The following is a 17,539-nucleotide window of genomic DNA, read 5'->3' as shown; positions in this document are numbered from 1 at the left end:
TATATCCACCTCAGTAGCGATGGGTTACCCGGCAGCGGGTGCCCCGCAGCGGGGGGCGAAGAAGATTCTTCGCCGCCCGCGTGGCTTACCCTGTGTATTTATTTAGGGGCGGTGCTGGATCATCGCCGTCGTACTGGAAAGGATCGCGGCGGCCATAGCAACATTGCAGGATTCGGCTTTCCCGTAGATAGGGATGGCGACGGTCGCATCCACATTGGCATCCACATCCGCGAAGCCGTGCGCTTCATTGCCCAGCAGCCAGCACACCGGCCGGGTGAGATCCGGGCCGAGGGGTGGTTGCCCGAGGTAGGCGGCGTCGTTCGCCGAGGCCACCAGGGTGGCCAAGTCCCACTCCCCCTCGCCGGTGGCCGCTAGGAAGCTGATGCCCGCGCGCTCAAGCACACCGTCGAGCTTGCTGACGTTAATGGAATCGAGAACCGGGAGGTGGAAAATGGAGCCGGCCGAGGAGCGAATAACTTTCGGGGACCACAGTTCCACGCTGCCGCGCCCGAGGAGCACCGCATCGCATCCGGCCACATCCGCGGCCCGAATAATGGCCCCCACATTACCGGGGTCTTGAATATTCGCGGTGGCCAGCACCAGCTTTGCTTCCTTGACCGTGGGGGTGAGCGCGGGAGTTTCCGGAATATCGATAACGGCCACAACGCCGCGCGCATCTTCGGAGAGGGCCTGTATCTCATCGGCGTTGAGCGGGTGGTGGTAGACGCCGGCATTTTTGATGAGGTCACCGAGCTCCGGGTTGGAAATGAGGCTCGCTTTCGTATAGTAAACGTCGCGAACCAGATTCGCGCGGTGCGCGAGGAGTTCTTGAACGGCCCCGGGACCTTCCACCAGGGTTTGCCGGAAACGTTCGCGCTGCTGGGGGCGGTGCAGGCGGGCGGCGCGGGTGAGTTGGGTATGCGATGCGGGTGTGCTTTTCACGGGTTGTTTCTTTTTCTGTAGGGGTAGGTGTAGGCGGCAAGTTGTAGGTTGTAGGTTGCAGGTTGTGGGTTGTCGGGAGCCGCTAGGGCCGCACGAAGCCGTCGGTAAAGATGCCGGCCACGCCCCAGCGTTCTAGTTGCCGGGCACGTTCGGGGTTGTTAACTGTGTAGACGTGCACGTCTCGGCCCGCCGCGCGGGCCTGCGCCACCACGGCCGCGGTCACGGCGTCGTCACTCACATGCAGGTAACGCGCATCGGTGAGGTCAAGGACGGTGCGCCAATCCGGCCCGAAGGTCGCGCGCTCGAATAGCGCTCCGCGTGGGATTTCCGGGGCGTGGCGCGCGAATTCGGCCAGTTGCAGGTGGGAGAAAGAGGAGACGAGCGCCCGCTCGGGGCCGAGCCGCCGGGCTTGTTGCGCCACCGCACGAACCAGGGCGCGAGCCTGCTCGCCGCCCTGCGCGCAGGGTTTCATTTCGATATTGATGCCCATCCCAGTCTCTAGGGCAAAATCGACGAGCTGCCCGAGGGTGGGGATTTTTTCTCCCGCGAAGCCGGGGCTGAACCAGGAGCCGGCGTCCAGCGTTTCCAGGTCCTGGGCGCGGAGTTCATCGACGCGCCCGTGGCCGGTGGTGGTGCGCTCCAGGGTGGCGTCGTGGCACAGCGGGAGGGTGCCATCCGCGGTGATATCCACATCCGTTTCGATCCAGGTGAATCCTGCCTGGTAGGCGGCCCGGAATGCAGCCATGGTGTTTTCGGGGGCGTCGGCGGACAGGCCGCGGTGGGCGAAAAGTTTCATGATTGTAGTCTAAACGCAGCGGCCCGAGTAACGAGGTATCGTCACTCGGGCCGCTGATGCATCACGCTTGAAAAAGCTTAGGCAACCTTGGGTGCGTTCACGTCTTCCGGAAGCGCAGCCTTGGCAGCATTGACCACCGCGGTGAAACCGGTGGGATCATTGACGGCCATTTCAGCGAGCTGACGGCGATCAACTTCAATTCCGGCCAGGCCCAGGCCCTGGATGAAGCGGTTGTAGGTCATGCCTTCGGCGCGCACGGCCGCGTTGATGCGGGTGATCCACAGCTTGCGGAAGTCGTTCTTCCGCTTTTTGCGGTCGCGGTAGTTGTAGACGAAGGAATGGGTGACCTGTTCCTTGGCCTTGCGGTAGAGGCGGGACCGCTGCCCGCGGTAGCCGGACGCCCGATCGAGGGTAGTGCGACGCTTCTTCTTGGCGTTAACGGAGCGCTTGACGCGTGCCATGTTTTTCTCCTTTTACAAAACTTTTCGTCGGACGAATCTAGCGGCCGAGCAGACGGTTAACTTCGCGAAGGTTGGACTTGTCCACAACCTGGTCGCGCGAGAGCCGACGCTTCCGGGTGGAGCTCTTGTGCTCCAGCAGGTGGCGCTTATTGCGCTGTTCGCGCATGAGCTTGCCGCTTCCCGTCACGCGGAAACGCTTCTTCGCACCGGAGTGCGTCTTCATCTTGGGCATTGTTCATCCTCACTCGTGCCCCGGGGGCACATTTGATCTACCAGATCTTTCGCGCCCGCGGGCGCGCTTTCACAAGGCAACTTATTCGGTTGCGGCTGCGTTGTTATCCGTTTCGGAGGTTTTTGCGTTGCGTTCGGCCGCGCGTTTGGCGGCTTTCGCGCGCCGGTTCTCGCGTTCAGCTTCACGACGACGCCGCTGATCGGACTTCGCTTCGGACTTCCGCCGCGTGGGCGCAAGAACCATGGACATATTGCGTCCGTCAGCGCGAGGTGCTGCTTCCACGGTGGAAATTTCCGCGAGTTCTTCAGCCAGGCCGGAGAGCAGGCGCACACCCATTTCCGGGCGGGATTGTTCACGGCCGCGGAAACGAAGATCGAATTTGACCTTATCCCCGGCGTTCAGGAAACGTTCCGCCTGCGACTTCTTGGTGTTGTAGTCATTACCGTCAATCTTCAGCCCAATCCGGATGGATTTGATCTGAGTATTGGCCTGGTTACGACGAGCTTCCCGAGCTTTCTGGGCGGATTCGTACTTGTATTTCCCGTAGTCCATGAGGCGCGCGACCGGCGGATTGGAATTCGGAGCAACTTCCACCAGGTCAAGGTTCGCCTCAACGGCCAGGCGGAGCGCATCTTCCGTGCGCACCACACCAACCTGTTCACCGCTGGGGCCAACAAGGCGCACCTTAGGGACGTGGATGCGATCATTTACACGCGGTTCGTTGTTAATTGCAGTTCCTCTGTTCCTCAACGTGGACAACGCACGGAGTACTCCCGAGGTGACACGGCACGCCAAACGGCCATGTTACGAACCCGCTACCCTTTGAATATGACCCGGTCCTTCCTTTTCCGAAAATTTCTTTTCGAAACAGCGGCCCGGGCGGGCGGCTAGGTGGGATTTCTCCACTTGCGTTCCGGCAGAATGCCGGATTGACCGTACTAGTTTAGCACATCGGCATGAGTTACGGATAACACCGCGGGTTATTCTCCCCACATGCAACGGCGCAGCCACGCCCCGCAGCCACGGAACTCACCGCTCAGGCAAGCTCCTCGAGGGCTTGGGCAACGGTGAAGTTGCCTTCGTAGAAGGCTTTGCCAATAATGACGGAGTCCACGCGGCCGAGCGAATGACCATCCGCGCTCGCATCGCGCTCGCTCAGCTCCCGAACGCCGCGCAGATCGGCAAGCGTCGCCATACCGCCCGAGGCGGTGATATGCGCTTGGCTCAGCTCCGCGACCCGCTGGAGTAACTCAAGATTAGCCCCGGCGAGGGCGCCATCTCGGGTTCGATCCGTGACGATATAGCGGCGCGCACCGGCGTCGTCGAGAAAATCTATAACCTCACGCAACTCCCCAACATCGGTACCGGCACCGCGCGCAACCACCCGGGCGCCGTCGACATCAAGACATACGGCAACCCGGTCCGCGTGCTGCGCCAGTACCCGCGCCACCCACGCGCGATCCCGCAGGGCGGTGGTCGCGAGGTTAATGCGTTCTGCGCGGGTAGCGAGGGCACGGTCGAGCACCTCCGGGGTGTCGATTCCCCCGGAAAGCTCCCAGCGCATCGGGCTGCTCTCCATGAGGCGCTCCAGCAGGGAGAAATTATCCCCGGTGCCGTATACAAGGTCGAGATCCACCAGGTGAATCCACTGCGCCCCGGCCGCCCGGAAATCCGCGATAGCCGCGGCCGGGTCACTCCACGCTTCCGGGCCGCTGCCCAGCCGCGCGGAACGCCCCGCCCGAATATCTACCGCAACGAGCAGCTCACAGCTCATCGCGATCCCCCGCGGAATCCTCATTACCATCTTCGCCCCGCGCTACTTTGCGCAGAATCTTCTCAATATCTGCCTGCGTGAGCTGCGCAGAATCCCAGGTCTCACAGTCGGTAATGGAGCGCTCCCCCAGCAGGAGCTCCTCCACGATGGGATCCAGGGAGTTGAGCAGCAAACCGGAAGCGATTTCCTCATCGGCCTTGCCAGCGAAGAAACGCCGCGCGCGCACCATCCCGGATACGCCCGGTTCAAAACCGGTAGATTCTTTATCCAGATTGACGTCAATAAGAATGGAACCGTAGGGGCTGAGACGGGAGAGCATTCCGGCCACCGCGGGCGCGTCGTCGGAAAGGGAGGCGGGTTCCTCATCGGGATCCGGGCCGGTGATATTGCGGATATCCCATTCATCGTAGACGGGCGTTTCCAGCTGGCGGTACACCAGCGCCCCGGAATCCGTGGCCACCACCTGCACGTCCAGGCCGTGCAGCGCGCAGAGCGCCGCGAGGGCATCCGCGCTATCAAAAGGTGTGAGTACCGCGTAGGTGCGCACGTCAGTCATCGAGTTATCCTCCCCTTGCGCTTCGTTATTAGTTATTTTCCCAGGTGCCGGTGAGCAGGCCGCGGCCGAGCACGTGTTCGCGCGCCAGGAAATACGCCACCGCGGGCCGGGTTTCTGCATCGATATCCAGTACGGTATCGAGGGCGAGCACCGCGAAAATATAGCGGTGCGGGCCGTGGCCGGCCGGCGGGGCGGCGCCCTGGAAGCTCGGGGTTCCGCCGTCGTTCTTCAAAGTGAGGGCGGGTGCCGGAAGGTCATCAGAGCGGCCGGCCGCAATTTCGGCGGTATCGGCGGGCAGATTCGCAACCGTCCAATGCCAGTAACCGGACGGGGTGGGAGCATCCGGGTCATAGCAGGAGACGAGCAAGCTCACCGTGCCCTCCGGCGGGATATCCCAGCCCAGTTGCGGATTGCGGTCCGCGCCGCCCGGGGTGGTGCCGGTGCCGGTTGCGCTTTCGGGCAGGGCTTCCCCGTTCGCGAAATCATCGGAGGTGAGGTGAAGATCAACGCTTCCGGCCGGCACTCCGGCGTAGGGATCGTGGGTGGTCATATCCGCTCCTTATGCGTGCTTGATGCGTGGCGCCGCGGCCGTGCGGCGGGCGCGCTTAGTCCAGTCTAGCGTGATGAGGCCGCGCCTTCCGGCGCAATTTTGTCGACGGCGCCGCCGAATCGCCTTTCGCGCTGCCCGTAGGCGGCGCAGGCTTCCCACAGGGCACGACGCTCGAATTCCGGCCAGGGCAGCGGGGAAAAATACAGTTCCGCGTAGGCGCTTTCCCACATGAGGAAATTGGAGGTGCGGTATTCCCCGCCGGTACGGATAAGGAGATCGACGTCGCGCATGCGGGGGGCGTAGAGCTGGGCGGTCAGAGTTGCTTCGCTAATGCGCTCGGCTTTGAGTTCCCCGCGGGCCACCCGCTCGGCCACCGCGCGCACCGCATCCACGATTTCCGCGCGCCCGCCGTAGTTAATGCACAGATTGAGGACCATCCGGGTATTTCCCGCGGTCAGTTCTTCCGCGGCGCGAATTTCACGCAGCACCGAGCGCCACAGCCGGCCCTCGCGGCCCACCCACTGAACTCGCACTCCCCATTCGTGGAGCTGGTCGCGGTTGGCGCGGATAATATCGCGGGAAAATCCCATGAGGAAACGCACCTCGGAAGGCGAACGCCGCCAGTTTTCGGTAGAAAAAGCGTAGACGGAGAGCTCTGCGATTCCCACTTCCAGGGCGCCGGCCACCACGTCCATGAGGGAACGCTCGCCGGCTTTATGGCCTTCGGTTCGCGCCAGCCCGCGGGCATTCGCCCAGCGCCCGTTGCCGTCCATCACGATGGCTACGTGCTCGGGCACCTGCCCCAGTGGCGGGGGCGTGATGCCGGGCCGGTGGGCCGGGGTGGGGCGCTCCAGGTGAGGGAGGTGGTCCAGCTGCGCTCGATTCGGGTGCTCGTCTGTCATGATGCCGACCTCACGATCTGCAAGGAACGTACCTTGCGTTCCAAATACCATTGCACATACGCGGAAATATATCCGTGTGCGGTTTCCCCGGCGCTGCCGGCCAGCGCGTCAATAACTTCCCAATCTCCGCGCGCCAGGGCCGCGAGGAGCCTGCGGGTATCTTCGCCCGGATAGGCGGCCCCGCGCGGGGCACAACGCCGGCACACCAGGCCGCCGGCTTGCACATGGAAGGCGGTGAGATCATCCCCGCTGCCGCAGAGCGCGCAGGAGGTCACCGCCAGGCCCCACCCGGATACCGCCATGGCGCGCAGCAGGTAGGAATCCATAATTGGATAGGGGGCGTGCTGGCGGGCAGCCAGGGAATTGAGGGCGCCCAGGAGAAGGCGGTAGTGGGCCCTATCCGGTTCGCCTTCCGCCCCGAGTTTTTCCGCGACTTCCACCATGGTGCTCGCGGCCGCGTAGGCTTCAAAATCGGGCGCGATAGCCCGCCCGAAAGGATTGAGGGTGGCCACTTCCGTGACAATATCGAGGCTGCGCCCCCGGTAGAGCTGCACATCCACGTAGGTGAACGGCTCCAGGCGCGCCCCGAATCGGGAGCGGGTGCGGCGCACCCCTTTGGCCACGCAGCGCACCAAACCGTGCGCGCGTGCCAGCAGGGTGACGATGCGGTCCGCTTCCCCCAGGTCCTGCGTGCGCAGGACTATTCCTTCATCCCGATAGAGTTTCACTGGCTCCCAGTTTAGCGGTGCGCGCGATTGACAGCCGAGATAATCGCCTTGAGGCCGGCGCGTGTCGTGGAGGTGTGAATACCGCAGCCCCACAGCACCTGGTCATCAATCTCGCATTCCACATAGGCGGCCGCCGAAGCATCCGTACCCTCGCTCAGGGTGTGTTCGGCATAGTCGAGCACGTGGATATGTTCGCCCAGCTGTTCCATGGCATTGACGAAAGCGTGGATAGGTCCGTTACCGCTGCCGTGCAGGCTGTGCTGCACGCCGTCCGCCTGGGTTTCTACGACGGCGCTAATATCGGTCACCCCGCCGCTGTTATTGGTGAATTCCAGGGCGCGCAAACGGTAGCGGCCCCACGGGGTGCTGGTCGTACCCGGCGCGCCAGGTGCGTTCTGCGAGGCCGCAGCGCCCGCCGCGCCGGCCGAACCCGCTGCGCTCGTTGCACCCGCCGGCTTCACCGCCGCAGCGCCCGCCGGCTCCTGCTCCCCGTATCCTTGCGAGAGCGGGAGGTATTCGTCCACGAAAATATCCCACAGGGTATCCGCGCTGACTTCTTCGCCGGTGCGCTCCGTCCAGGTTTGCACGATGCGGGAGAGTTCGATTTGCATGCGCCGGGGCAGGTCCAGGTTGCGGGTGGTTTGCATGAGGTAGGCAACCCCGCCTTTGCCGGACTGGGAATTAACCCGCACGATGGCATCGTAGGTACGCCCCACATCCTTGGGGTCAATGGGCAGATAGGGCAAGGCCCAGGGAACCTGCCGCTCGTCTCCCCCGGCTGCGGCCAGATCCGCGGCCCGGCGTTGCATCCCCTTCTTAATGGCGTCCTGATGGGAGCCGGAGAACGAGGTGTAGACAAGCGAACCGGCGTAGGGCACCCGCGGGCCCACCTCAATCCCGGTGCATTCTTCGCACACATCCACAATGGCATCAATATCGGAAAGATCCAGCTCCGGATCAATTCCCTGCGAATAAAGATTCATGGCCACCGTAATAAGGTCAACGTTTCCGGTGCGCTCCCCCTGCCCGAAGAGGCAGCCTTCCACCCGGTCAATACCGGCGAGCATCGCCAATTCGGTGGTGGCCACCCCGGTGCCGCGATCATTGTGGTTATGCGCGGAAAGCGCTACGTATTCGCGCTTGGGGATATGGCGGGAGAAGTATTCGATTTGATCGGCGTAGACGTTCGGGGTGGCGCGTTCCACCGTGGTGGGAAGATTAATAATAATTTCGCGCTCGGCATCCGGTTGCCACACATCCATGACCGATGAGCACACCTCAAGAGCGTAATCAATTTCAGTATCCACGAAGATTTCCGGGGAATATTCGAAGCCGAAAATAAGATCGTCCGGAAGTACCTTTTCGGCGTATGCCACGATTTCCCGGGTTCCGGCCATGGCCAGTTCGCGGATGGCTTCCTTGGAGGAGCCGAAAACCACATCGCGGAAAACCGGCGAGGTGGCGTTGTACAGGTGCACGGTGGCGCGCGGGAATCCGGCCAGCGCATCGATGGTGCGGTGAATAAGTTCGGGGCGCGACTGGGTGAGAACCGAGACGGTCACGTCGTCAGGCACCGCGCCGTCTTCCGCCAGGGAGCGCACAAAATCCCAATCGGTTTGGGAGGCCGCCGGGAAACCGATCTCAATTTCCTTCACGCCAATCTTGACGAGCAGATCAAAAATCCGCCGTTTGCGGATCATATCCATCGGTTCGATAAGGGCCTGGTTGCCGTCGCGCAGATCGGTGGAGAGCCAGCGCGGCGCCTTGGTAATACGATTATTGGGCCAGGTACGATCCGGCAGTGCAATCGGATTTGTATCCAGGAAGGGCCGATACTTGTAGAAGGGCATACCCGAGGGGCGCTGACGGTGCGTGTATCCGGAAGTTTTCATGGGGTGGTCACCTTTTATTTTTTGTGTGGCGGTCAATTTTAAGAACGACGGCGCAGCTTAACCCGCCGCGAGGAGCCGAATAAGCTCGCGGCGGCTCATAAGGAGAAGGCGAGAGGTACCCATAGGCATAACTCTAACCCCTCAGCTAGCTGAATATGCACAGATTTGTCCGCGATGTGAGACTTACAGGACCGCCGGGAAAGCATTCCAGTATCCCAAGCTCATGAGCAGCACCGCTTGGGCACACAAAGTGAGCAGCGTGGTAACCCGCGCGATACGCCCCATGCCGGGCCGGGCATTCCAGCTGCGGAACGCGGCCCGCACGTGCATCCACGCCGCACCTAGCGCCGCCAGGTGAACAAGGGCGAAACCGCCCTGCACGATCAGCAGATTATGGGAATAGGTGAGCGCGATATGGGCAACGGCCACCAAATACACAAGGAAGACCGCCCAGGCACCCACCACCGAGAGGGAAGCGAGATTGAGAGCTGCCCCCGATCCGGAGAAATTCGAGAGGCGATGCCCGCGCACCGGAATCCAACACACCGCCACCAGCACGATGCTCACCGCCAGGAGGGCCACGCCTCCTAGCGCAATATAGAGCGCTGTTTGGGCGGTGAACCACCCGCCGGCCGCGAGGGTGGGGGCCACGAAGGCCTGCCGTGGTTGGTCACCGGCCACCCGCGGTTGCGCCGTCGCCGTAAAGGGTAAACCATTGACCCAATCCGCAGTATCTTGCATGGCCGCGCGTGAAAGCTTGCTGCGGTTGATCTGGAGGCCGTGGTCGGCGTCCTTGTAATAGCGCACCGTGAGCGCGCTATTGCCGGCCTCTTCCAGGTAGCGGGCCATCATCTGCGGGCCCTGGATGGTCGGCATGGAATTATCGGCCGTGCCGTAGAGCATGAGGACCGGCATGGTCATCTGCTTCTCGTAGGGGGCCGCATCGAAATCGATATAGCGGAAGGTATCGGGGCCAAAATCCTGGCCGATGAGTTTCGGGATGGCGGCGCGCAGCCGGGCCGGGGCGTGAATTTCGCGCAGGTAGGCGTCCGCCGCGTAGGCCCCCTGCTGGCGGATCGGGAGCACCGGCGCGCTGATGAGGGCCACGTAATTGACCGCCTTCGCGCTGGTGGCCACAATCGGGGCCACGAAGCAGCCTTCGGATACGGCGTAGAGGCCCGAGTGGCGCGCATCAACATCCTCCCAGGAGAGCATCTCCCGGTACACATCCTCAAAATCCGCGGCGAGCTGGAGGTAATCGCGATGCGTCGTCGTATAGTTCGCCACCCGTTTTTCCGGAACCACCGTAATAATCCCGGTGGAGGCAATCGCTTCGGTTTCCCGCCCGAAATCGCGCGCGGAAGAGGTGCCGGTGCCGTGGATAAAAAGCATCCCGGGCACCACCGAAGCCGCGCCCACCGGGCGTTTGACGACGGCGGGAATCAGGGTGCCATCGCGCAAGGTGATCGTGACGGTGCTACTGGCCACCTGGTAGGTTCCCAGCCGCGCGGTGGGGACCCCGGTGGAAATGGTGGTATCCGGGGTTTGCGGGGCAATCGCCGCGGTCATGGGCTGCGGATTCCAGCCCGGGCCGAAGGCGCTCCCGATGAGCCCGGCGGCCAACACCACAATCAGCCAGGTGACGAAGCGTTTATGGGTGGGCAGCCAGCGCCGCCAGCCCCGGCGCGCGGTGCGTTCCGCGCTCTCCAGGTGGCTAGCCGGCACCAGGGTGCGCCCCGGCGGCGGATTATCGGTAGGCGGGGTGTAGGGAAGATCAGTCAGGCGCACGTATCAGAACCCGAGTCGATCCAGCATTTTCGGGTCGCGCTGCCAGTCTTTGGAGACCTTCACGTGCAAATCAAGGTAGACCGGCGTGCCCAGCAACGCCTTAATCGCTTTGCGGGCATCGCGCCCGATCTGGCGCAGGCGCGCTCCCCCGCGTCCAATAACAATCCCCTTCTGGGAATCGCGTTCCACGTGCAGCGAAGCATGGATGCGCACCAACGGGCCCCCGTTGGGTGCGGTGTCCTCAATAATTTCGTCGATGGTGACCGCGAGGGAATGCGGGAGTTCTTCGCGCATTTTTTCCAGGCCGGCTTCGCGGATCAGTTCCGCGATGAGGGTTTCTTCCGTTTCGTCGGTGATGGCATCCAGCGGATACAGCGGCGGGGAAACGGGCAGTTGCTTAATAATCTGCTCGGTGAGGAGTTCCACCTGGTCCATCGTGGCTGCGCTCACCGGCACGATCTCGACGAAATCGTGGAAAGCCGCCACGGCCACAGTTTTTTCCGCGAGGACTTCGCGGGTAACCAGATCAGTTTTGGTAATCGCGGCGATCATGGGAACTTTCGCGCGCACCGCAAGATCGAGGAGGTATTTATCACCCGGCCCGAGTTTTTCATTGGCGGGCAGGCACATAATGATGGTGTCCACATCGGCGATGGAATCGCGCACCATATCGCCCAGGCGTTCGCCCAGCAGGGTGCGCGGGCGGTGCATTCCCGGGGTATCCACAAGGATCACCTGGCCGGCATCCCGGGTCACAATGGCGCGGATAATACGCCGGGTGGTTTCCGGGCGGGCGCTGGTAATGGCGACCTTTTTCCCCACCATCGCATTGGTGAGGGTTGATTTCCCGGCGTTCGGGCGGCCCACCACCGAGGCGAACCCGGCCCGAAATTCTGTGTTCTCCACCGTCATTGTGTTCTAGTCCTCGCCCTCATCTTCGGTTTCTTCGCGCGCAACGATAATAGTCGATAACCGGCGCCGGCGCCCTTCGAAGCGGTCGGCCACCATGTGGATTCCGGCCACGGTTGTTTCGGCACCACGGATGGGGACCCGCCCGATGCTCTTGGCGAAGAGGCCGCCGGCGGTATCTACGTCGTCGTCCTCCAATTCGATTCCGAAGAGGTCACCCAGATCGTCAATGGGCATGCGCGCCGGGATTCGGAAGCTTCCCGCTTCGAGTTCTTCCACGGCCGGGAGGGCCCGGTCGTGCTCATCGGAAATTTCGCCCACGAGTTCTTCCACGAGGTCCTCGATGGTGACCAGGCCGGCAATTCCGCCGTATTCATCCACAACGAGGGCAATATGGACCTGGTCGGCCTGCATTTCCCGCATGAGGGTGTCAATAATCTTAGTTTCCGGAACGAAAACCGGTTCGCGTACCAGATCGGCTACCCGCAGGTCATCGTGCTGGTGGCGCCGGTGCACCCGCCGGATTACGTCTTTGAGGTAGAGCACGCCGATCACATCATCAATGGATTCCCGGTAGACCGGCACCCGCGAGAAACCGGAGCGGGTGAAGAGGGAAATGGCGCGGTCCAGGGTTTCATCCGCCTCCACCGCGATCATATCGGTACGCGGCACCATGACCTCACGCACCAGGGTATTACCCATATCGAAAAGCGATTGCAGAATATCGCGTTCGGCATCGTCCAGGGCTTCGGATTCCGCCACGCGTTCCACCATGACGGCGAGCTGGTCTTCTTGGCGCTGTTCGGCTTCCTCGGGTGAGAATTCGCGTTCCCGGATGAGCAGCGAGAGCAGCCAGGTGAGTGGGGAAAGCCACCAGGTGGCTTTGCGTAGCACCCGCTGGTGGCGTTCCACCCCGAAACTCAGGGGGTTGAAGAAGGCGAAAGCGAGGAGGGCCAGGACCGTCACGCCGAAGAAAATGGGGAAGATCTGCCACCAGGCCGCCACATCCGTGCCCAGGGCGAAAGTGAAGCAGATTCCGTAGCTGGCCATGAGGAGGGCACGCACCACGGCGATGCCCATGGAGGCGGCCGGGCGGCGGGCCATAATGGCCACCACGCGCGCCGAACCGCGTTCCTTATGTGCGTACATTTCCGCGGCTTCGGTGCGGGTCATGCGCCCGAGGGCCGCGCCCACTACCGTGCACCACAAGGAAAGCACGAGGCACAGTCCGGCGGCTATATAAAACGGGGCGGAGGGCAGCGTTCCCGCTGCCACGGGTAAGTGATCCATCCTTTCTTACACCTCCGTGGGGCGCGGATCGCCTCCCCCGCGTTCGGACAGGAACACGAGGAGGAGTTGGCGTTGCAGAGCGAACATGGTGTCTTTTTCTTCCGGGGTTGCGTGATCGTAGCCGAGCAGATGCAGAATCCCGTGGGTCACGAGGAGCAGAATTTCTTCCGCGGTGGAGTGCCCCATGGCGTGGGCTTGGCGGCTGGCAACCTGCGGGCATACCGCAATATCTCCGAGCATTCCCGGGCGCGGTTCTTCGCCGGGCGGGGCCGGGCGCACCTCATCCATGGGGAAGGACATCACGTCCGTGGGCCCTTCCAGATCCATCCACGTGACGTGGAGATCCGCCATGGCATCCTCATCGAGGAGCACGATGGACAGATCCGCCATAGAATGCACCCGCATCTTATCGAGGACGTAGGTGGCTAGCTCCGAGATCTCTTCCAGATCCGGAGCCGGACTAAAACTCGATTCGTCATTTACTTCTATCATGTGGTCTTTCCTGACAACCGTTCCCTAGCTTCTCCCGAAACTGCCCTACCGCAACGCACGCCGCAGCGTACGCCGCACTACGCGCCGCTACTCACGCCTATCGCCCCGAGCTAACGCTGCCGGGAATCCCAGCGGGCATAGGCATCAATAATTTCGGCAACTAAGCGGTGGCGCACCACGTCCGCCGAGCTGAGCTCCGAGAAATGAATCCCCGGAACATCGCGCAGAATCCGGCGCACCACCTGCAATCCGGACACTTTATTCGCCCCGAGATCAACCTGGGTGATATCGCCTGTCACCACCATTTTAGAGTTGAAGCCGAGCCGGGTGAGGAACATTTTCATTTGTTCGGGTGTGGTGTTCTGCGCCTCGTCCAAAATCACGAAGGCATCGTTGAGGGTGCGCCCGCGCATATAGGCCAGCGGCGCCACCTCAATGGTGCCGGCCGCCATGAGTTTCGGGATGGAATCCGCGTCGAGCATGTCATACATGGCGTCGTAAAGCGGGCGCAGGTACGGGTCGATTTTATCGGTGAGAGATCCGGGCAGGAAGCCGAGGGATTCTCCGGCTTCCACCGCCGGGCGCGTCAAAATAATACGTTTGACCTGCCCGTCATTGAGGGCCACCACCGCTTTGGCCATGGCCAAATAGGTTTTCCCGGTGCCGGCCGGGCCGATCCCGAAGGTAATATCGTGGGCGTCGATGGCGTCCACGTAGGCTTTTTGCCCCAGGCTTTTGGGCCGGATCGTTTTACCGCGGTTCGATAAAATATCGGTGTGCAGCAGCGTGGTGGGATGCGCCACGCCGGCGCGCGCAATATCAACGGCGCGGGCAACCGCGTCCCGGGTGAGGATTTCACCTTCGGCGACGACGTCGATTAATTCCCCGATGAGCGATTCGGCAAGATCGAGTTCCGCGGCCGGGCCCGTCAGAGTGATCCGGTGGCCGAGCACGTGAATGGTGGTGGGGGCCAGCCGTTCTTCCAGGGTTCGCAGCACGTCATCACGATGCCCGAGCAAATGAATCATGGAAACCCGGTCCGGCACCACAATGGTGCGCTGGCTGTTTTCTGTGTGCGTCATTACGTCCTATAGTAGCGTGCTCAGCGCGCGCACGGTGGCGATACTTGCCAAAGCGTAGGCCCCGGCGGAGGCGCTGCGCAGCACATGCGCTCCCAGCAGCACCGGGATGGCCCCCGCTGCCTGCAAGATCTCCATTTCTTCCGGTGCGATACCGCCTTCCGGGCCGATAATGACAGCCACGGGGCCGGCTATGTGCGCGGTACTCACTTTTCCGCGGGCCACCGCCTCGGCCAGGGTCAGTTCGGCTTCCTCGTGGCAGAGCAGCACGGTGCTCCCGGTGAGGGCCTGGGGTAGCTGCGCCGTCGTACTTAAGGAACGGATGCGCGGAATATAGCTGCGCCGCGATTGTTTCGCGGCGGCGCGTGCCGTTGCCTGCCAGCGGGCCCGGCCCTTCTCCTCTTTGTTTTTCCAGGAGGCGACGCAGCGGGCCGCTTCCCACGGGAGGATATCCCACACCCCGTATTCGGTGCAGGTTTCCACGGCCTGTTCGTCGCGGCCGCCTTTGGCGAGGGCCTGGACCAGGGTGATCGGCCCGGCCGGTTTCGGCTCCGCGCTCGCTTCCTCCACGCGGGCGCGCACCTCATTTTTAGCGACGGCGCTCACCGTGCAGCGGGCCCGCCGGCCCTCCCCATCGGAGATGAGGATCTCCTCCCCTACCCGGATACGCATGACGCCAGCGTGGCGGGCTTCGTCACCGCTGAGGCTCAGTTCCTGGCCCACGCTCAGGGCGACGCCGGCTCCGCCCCCGGGCCGGGTGGCGGGGAAGTCGGCGAAGAAAAGCGGGAGCGTCACAGCGAACTCAACCTTTCGCGCAATTTATCGAAGAACGATTTGCCCTGCTCAGCAAGCTGGGCGTCCTGCACGCTTTCCCCGCGTAAGTCGGCCAGTTCGCGCAGAAGTTCGCGTTGGCGTTCATCCAGGTCGGTGGGGGTTTTCACCGCGACGGTGATCCGCATATCCCCGCGGCCCTTGCCGCGCAGCCGCGCCACGCCCAGACCCTTGAGGGTGAGGACCACGCCGGAGGAGGTCCCGGCGGGAATCTCCAGCTCGCGGTCCCCATCCAGGGTGGGTATGGTGACGCTACCGCCCAGGGCCGCGAAGGTCATGGGTACCTGGACTTCGCCGAGGAGTTCATCGCCCACGCGCTGGAAAATGGGGTGTTCTTCCACCCGGATTTCCACGAAGATATCGCCGGCCGGGGCGCCGAAGGTTCCGGCATCGCCCTGGCCGCGCAGGCGGATGCGCATACCGTTCTCGATGCCGGCCGGGATCTCCACGGTGAGGGTTTTTTCTTGGCGGATGCGACCGGTGCCGTGGCAGGGGCGGCAGGGATCGGCGATAACGGTGCCGTGGCCTTCGCAGGTATGGCAGGGCACCTGGGTGACCATCTGGCCAAAGAGGGAATTCGTGACCTGCTGGACCATCCCCTGGCCCTGGCAGGCCCCGCAGGTGACCGGCTGGGATCCGGCCGCGCAGCCGCTGCCCGCGCAGGTGGGGCAGACGGTGAAGAAGGAGTCGCTCACCTGGCGCTGGGCTCCGAAGACCACATCGGACAGTTCGATGCTCAAACCGAGGAGGGCATCGCGCCCGCGTTCCCCGCGCGGGGCCGGGCCGCCGGCGCGCATTCCCCCACCCCCGAAGAAGGTGGAGAAAATATCGTTCATATCGAAACCGAAACCGGCCGCTCCGGCTCCCCCGCCGCGTCCGCCCAGGTCATATTGGCGGCGCGAATCCGGGTTGGAGAGCACCGTATACGCTTCGTTGACTTCCTTATAGCGTTCGGCGGCTTCCGGACCGGCGTGATCCGGGTGTAATTTGCGCGAGAGGCGCAGGTACGCTTTGCGGATTTCTTCTTGGCTCGCATCGCGTTCCACCCCGAGGGTTTCGTAAAAATCAGCCACATTTCTCCCGTCTTTGTTCTTTTCTGCGCCCTGCCCGCGCGCCGGCGTGCTTGACTCCGAGTGACCGCGCCCGGCGCCGCGCGCTACGCTGCGATAGTTCCGTTCCCTACCACTGCGATCATCACTACGCCTGCCACTACGACTGCCCGGACAGAATACCGGATAGATAGTGGGCAACGGCACGCACCGCCGCGATATTCCCGGGATAGTCCATTCGGGTAGGGCCGACGACGCCTACCCGGGCCACTTCATGCCCGGCTACTTCGTAACTTGAGGAGACCACCGAGGTCTCGCTCAGGTTTTCATGGTCATTTTCCACGCCGATGGATACCGCCACATCAGTTTCCATCGCGGCGAGGAGGCGCAGCAGCACCACCTGTTCCTCCAGGGCATCCAGCACCGGGGAAATCGAGTGGAGGAAATCTACCGAGTGGCGCGAGAGATTGGCGGTGCCGGCCATGGTGAGGCGGTCCTCCGCGCCGGTATGCACCGCGGTGGTGAGCGCTGCCGCAATATCGCGCAGGGCTGCGGCAGCTTCCGGTTCACTGCGCTCGGCAATCTCCGCGAGGACTGCCACCGCGGTGGTGAGCGGCTGGCCGTTGCAGCGGGTGGTGACTTCCCGGCTCACCGCGTCCACATCCAGGCCCTCCAGGTGCGGAGGCACCGCGATCACGCGCTGTTCTACCCGCCCCGCGCTGGTAATAACCACGAGGAGAATCCGGGTAGCGCCGAGCCAAATGAGTTCCAGGTGGCGCAGCACCGCTTTATCGAGGGCCGGGTATTGGATAACCGCGACCTGCTGGGTGAGATGGGAAAGCAGGCGGGCCGCGCGCTCCAGCACATCGTCCAGGTCCACCGCGGCATCCAAGATTTGGCTAATGGCGCGCCGTTCCGCCCGGGAGAGCGGTTTAACGGTGGTGAGGGAATCCACGAAAGCCCGGTAGCCGGCATCGGTGGGGATACGCCCGGCCGAAGTATGCGGGTGGGTGAGCAGCCCGGCTTCTTCCAGAACCGCCATATCATTGCGAACGGTGGCCGGGGAAACTCCCAGCGCGTAGCGTTCCACGAGGGCCTTGGATCCCACCGGTTCGCGGGTGGTGACGTAATCGCGCACAATCGCCTCAAGAACGCGCCCGCGCCGATCTTCTGCCGCCACCGGTATCCTTCCTCCCTGCGCCGTGGAACCACCGAGATGCTCTTGGTGTTACCTTGAGTTATCTTGAGCCCGCTCAGCACTCTACACC

19 protein-coding genes are annotated in these 17,539 nt (G+C 63.0%); all 19 read right to left on the bottom strand.

What is annotated here, in order from left to right; all coding sequences use genetic code 11:
- Positions 1-102 precede the first annotated feature (102 nt).
- Positions 103-942: a TrmH family RNA methyltransferase gene (locus tag ACRQFC_RS02215; protein WP_284896378.1), complete on the bottom strand. Its 840-nt coding sequence runs from the start codon at positions 940-942 to the stop codon at positions 103-105.
- Between the two features lie 82 nt (positions 943-1,024).
- Complete coding sequence (locus ACRQFC_RS02210) at positions 1,025-1,738, bottom strand: glycerophosphodiester phosphodiesterase family protein (RefSeq protein WP_284896377.1); 714 nt, start codon at positions 1,736-1,738, stop codon at positions 1,025-1,027.
- A gap of 77 nt (positions 1,739-1,815) precedes the next feature.
- The gene (gene rplT, locus ACRQFC_RS02205) at positions 1,816-2,199 is read right to left on the bottom strand and encodes a 50S ribosomal protein L20 (RefSeq protein ID WP_026429412.1); all 384 of its coding nucleotides are present in this window, start codon (positions 2,197-2,199) and stop codon (positions 1,816-1,818) included.
- 37 nt (positions 2,200-2,236) lie between these two features.
- Positions 2,237-2,431, bottom strand: coding sequence for a 50S ribosomal protein L35 (gene rpmI, locus ACRQFC_RS02200; RefSeq protein WP_016442851.1), 195 nt, complete (start codon positions 2,429-2,431; stop codon positions 2,237-2,239).
- Positions 2,432-2,512: 81 nt separating this feature from the next.
- Positions 2,513-3,181 (bottom strand): translation initiation factor IF-3, encoded by a 669-nt coding sequence (gene infC / locus ACRQFC_RS02195; RefSeq protein WP_087070840.1) that lies wholly within the window; start codon positions 3,179-3,181, stop codon positions 2,513-2,515.
- A 286-nt stretch (positions 3,182-3,467) separates the two neighbouring features.
- A complete protein-coding gene (locus tag ACRQFC_RS02190; protein WP_284896375.1) occupies positions 3,468-4,229 on the bottom strand; it encodes a HisA/HisF-related TIM barrel protein in 762 nt (253 codons plus the stop codon).
- Complete coding sequence (locus ACRQFC_RS02185) at positions 4,195-4,761, bottom strand: hypothetical protein (protein WP_284896374.1); 567 nt, start codon at positions 4,759-4,761, stop codon at positions 4,195-4,197. The genes ACRQFC_RS02190 and ACRQFC_RS02185 overlap by 35 nt, the downstream gene beginning before the upstream one ends.
- 28 nt (positions 4,762-4,789) lie before the next feature.
- On the bottom strand, positions 4,790-5,311 hold the full coding sequence (locus tag ACRQFC_RS02180) for a YbhB/YbcL family Raf kinase inhibitor-like protein (RefSeq protein ID WP_284896373.1): 522 nt from the start codon (positions 5,309-5,311) through the stop codon (positions 4,790-4,792).
- A 65-nt stretch (positions 5,312-5,376) separates the two neighbouring features.
- Complete coding sequence (gene uppS / locus ACRQFC_RS02175; protein WP_284896371.1) at positions 5,377-6,213, bottom strand: polyprenyl diphosphate synthase; 837 nt, start codon at positions 6,211-6,213, stop codon at positions 5,377-5,379.
- Positions 6,210-6,941, bottom strand: a complete 732-nt coding sequence (gene recO / locus ACRQFC_RS02170; protein ID WP_284896369.1) for a DNA repair protein RecO — start codon at positions 6,939-6,941, stop codon at positions 6,210-6,212. The genes uppS and recO overlap by 4 nt, the downstream gene beginning before the upstream one ends.
- Before the next feature lie 11 nt (positions 6,942-6,952).
- On the bottom strand, positions 6,953-8,833 hold the full coding sequence (locus ACRQFC_RS02165) for a 2-isopropylmalate synthase (RefSeq protein WP_284896367.1): 1,881 nt from the start codon (positions 8,831-8,833) through the stop codon (positions 6,953-6,955).
- Between the two features lie 183 nt (positions 8,834-9,016).
- Positions 9,017-10,621 carry an alpha/beta hydrolase family protein gene (locus ACRQFC_RS02160; RefSeq protein WP_284901279.1) on the bottom strand — a complete coding sequence of 535 codons (1,605 nt, stop codon included), beginning with the start codon at positions 10,619-10,621 and terminating at the stop codon, positions 9,017-9,019.
- A 3-nt stretch (positions 10,622-10,624) separates the two neighbouring features.
- Positions 10,625-11,533, bottom strand: a complete 909-nt coding sequence (gene era, locus ACRQFC_RS02155) for a GTPase Era (protein WP_284896363.1) — start codon at positions 11,531-11,533, stop codon at positions 10,625-10,627.
- 6 nt (positions 11,534-11,539) lie between these two features.
- Positions 11,540-12,820: a hemolysin family protein gene (locus ACRQFC_RS02150; RefSeq protein WP_284896362.1), complete on the bottom strand. Its 1,281-nt coding sequence runs from the start codon at positions 12,818-12,820 to the stop codon at positions 11,540-11,542.
- A 6-nt stretch (positions 12,821-12,826) separates the two neighbouring features.
- Positions 12,827-13,312, bottom strand: a complete 486-nt coding sequence (gene ybeY / locus ACRQFC_RS02145) for an rRNA maturation RNase YbeY (RefSeq protein WP_026429421.1) — start codon at positions 13,310-13,312, stop codon at positions 12,827-12,829.
- Between the two features lie 110 nt (positions 13,313-13,422).
- Entirely contained in the window at positions 13,423-14,394 is a 972-nt protein-coding gene (locus tag ACRQFC_RS02140) for a PhoH family protein (protein ID WP_035277247.1), read from the bottom strand.
- 6 nt (positions 14,395-14,400) lie between these two features.
- A complete protein-coding gene (locus ACRQFC_RS02135; protein WP_284896360.1) occupies positions 14,401-15,186 on the bottom strand; it encodes a 16S rRNA (uracil(1498)-N(3))-methyltransferase in 786 nt (261 codons plus the stop codon).
- Entirely contained in the window at positions 15,183-16,295 is a 1,113-nt protein-coding gene (gene dnaJ, locus ACRQFC_RS02130) for a molecular chaperone DnaJ (RefSeq protein WP_284896359.1), read from the bottom strand. The genes ACRQFC_RS02135 and dnaJ overlap by 4 nt, the downstream gene beginning before the upstream one ends.
- Before the next feature lie 136 nt (positions 16,296-16,431).
- Positions 16,432-17,451: a heat-inducible transcriptional repressor HrcA gene (hrcA, locus tag ACRQFC_RS02125; RefSeq protein ID WP_026429424.1), complete on the bottom strand. Its 1,020-nt coding sequence runs from the start codon at positions 17,449-17,451 to the stop codon at positions 16,432-16,434.
- Between the last annotated feature and the right edge of the window lie 88 nt (positions 17,452-17,539).

It is taken from the genome of Actinotignum inguinis, assembly GCF_051265835.1.
Taxonomy (GTDB): domain Bacteria; phylum Actinomycetota; class Actinomycetes; order Actinomycetales; family Actinomycetaceae; genus Actinotignum; species Actinotignum timonense.
The sequence above is the reverse complement of the archived record's forward strand: the minus strand, read 5'-3'. Positions and strand labels throughout refer to the sequence as shown.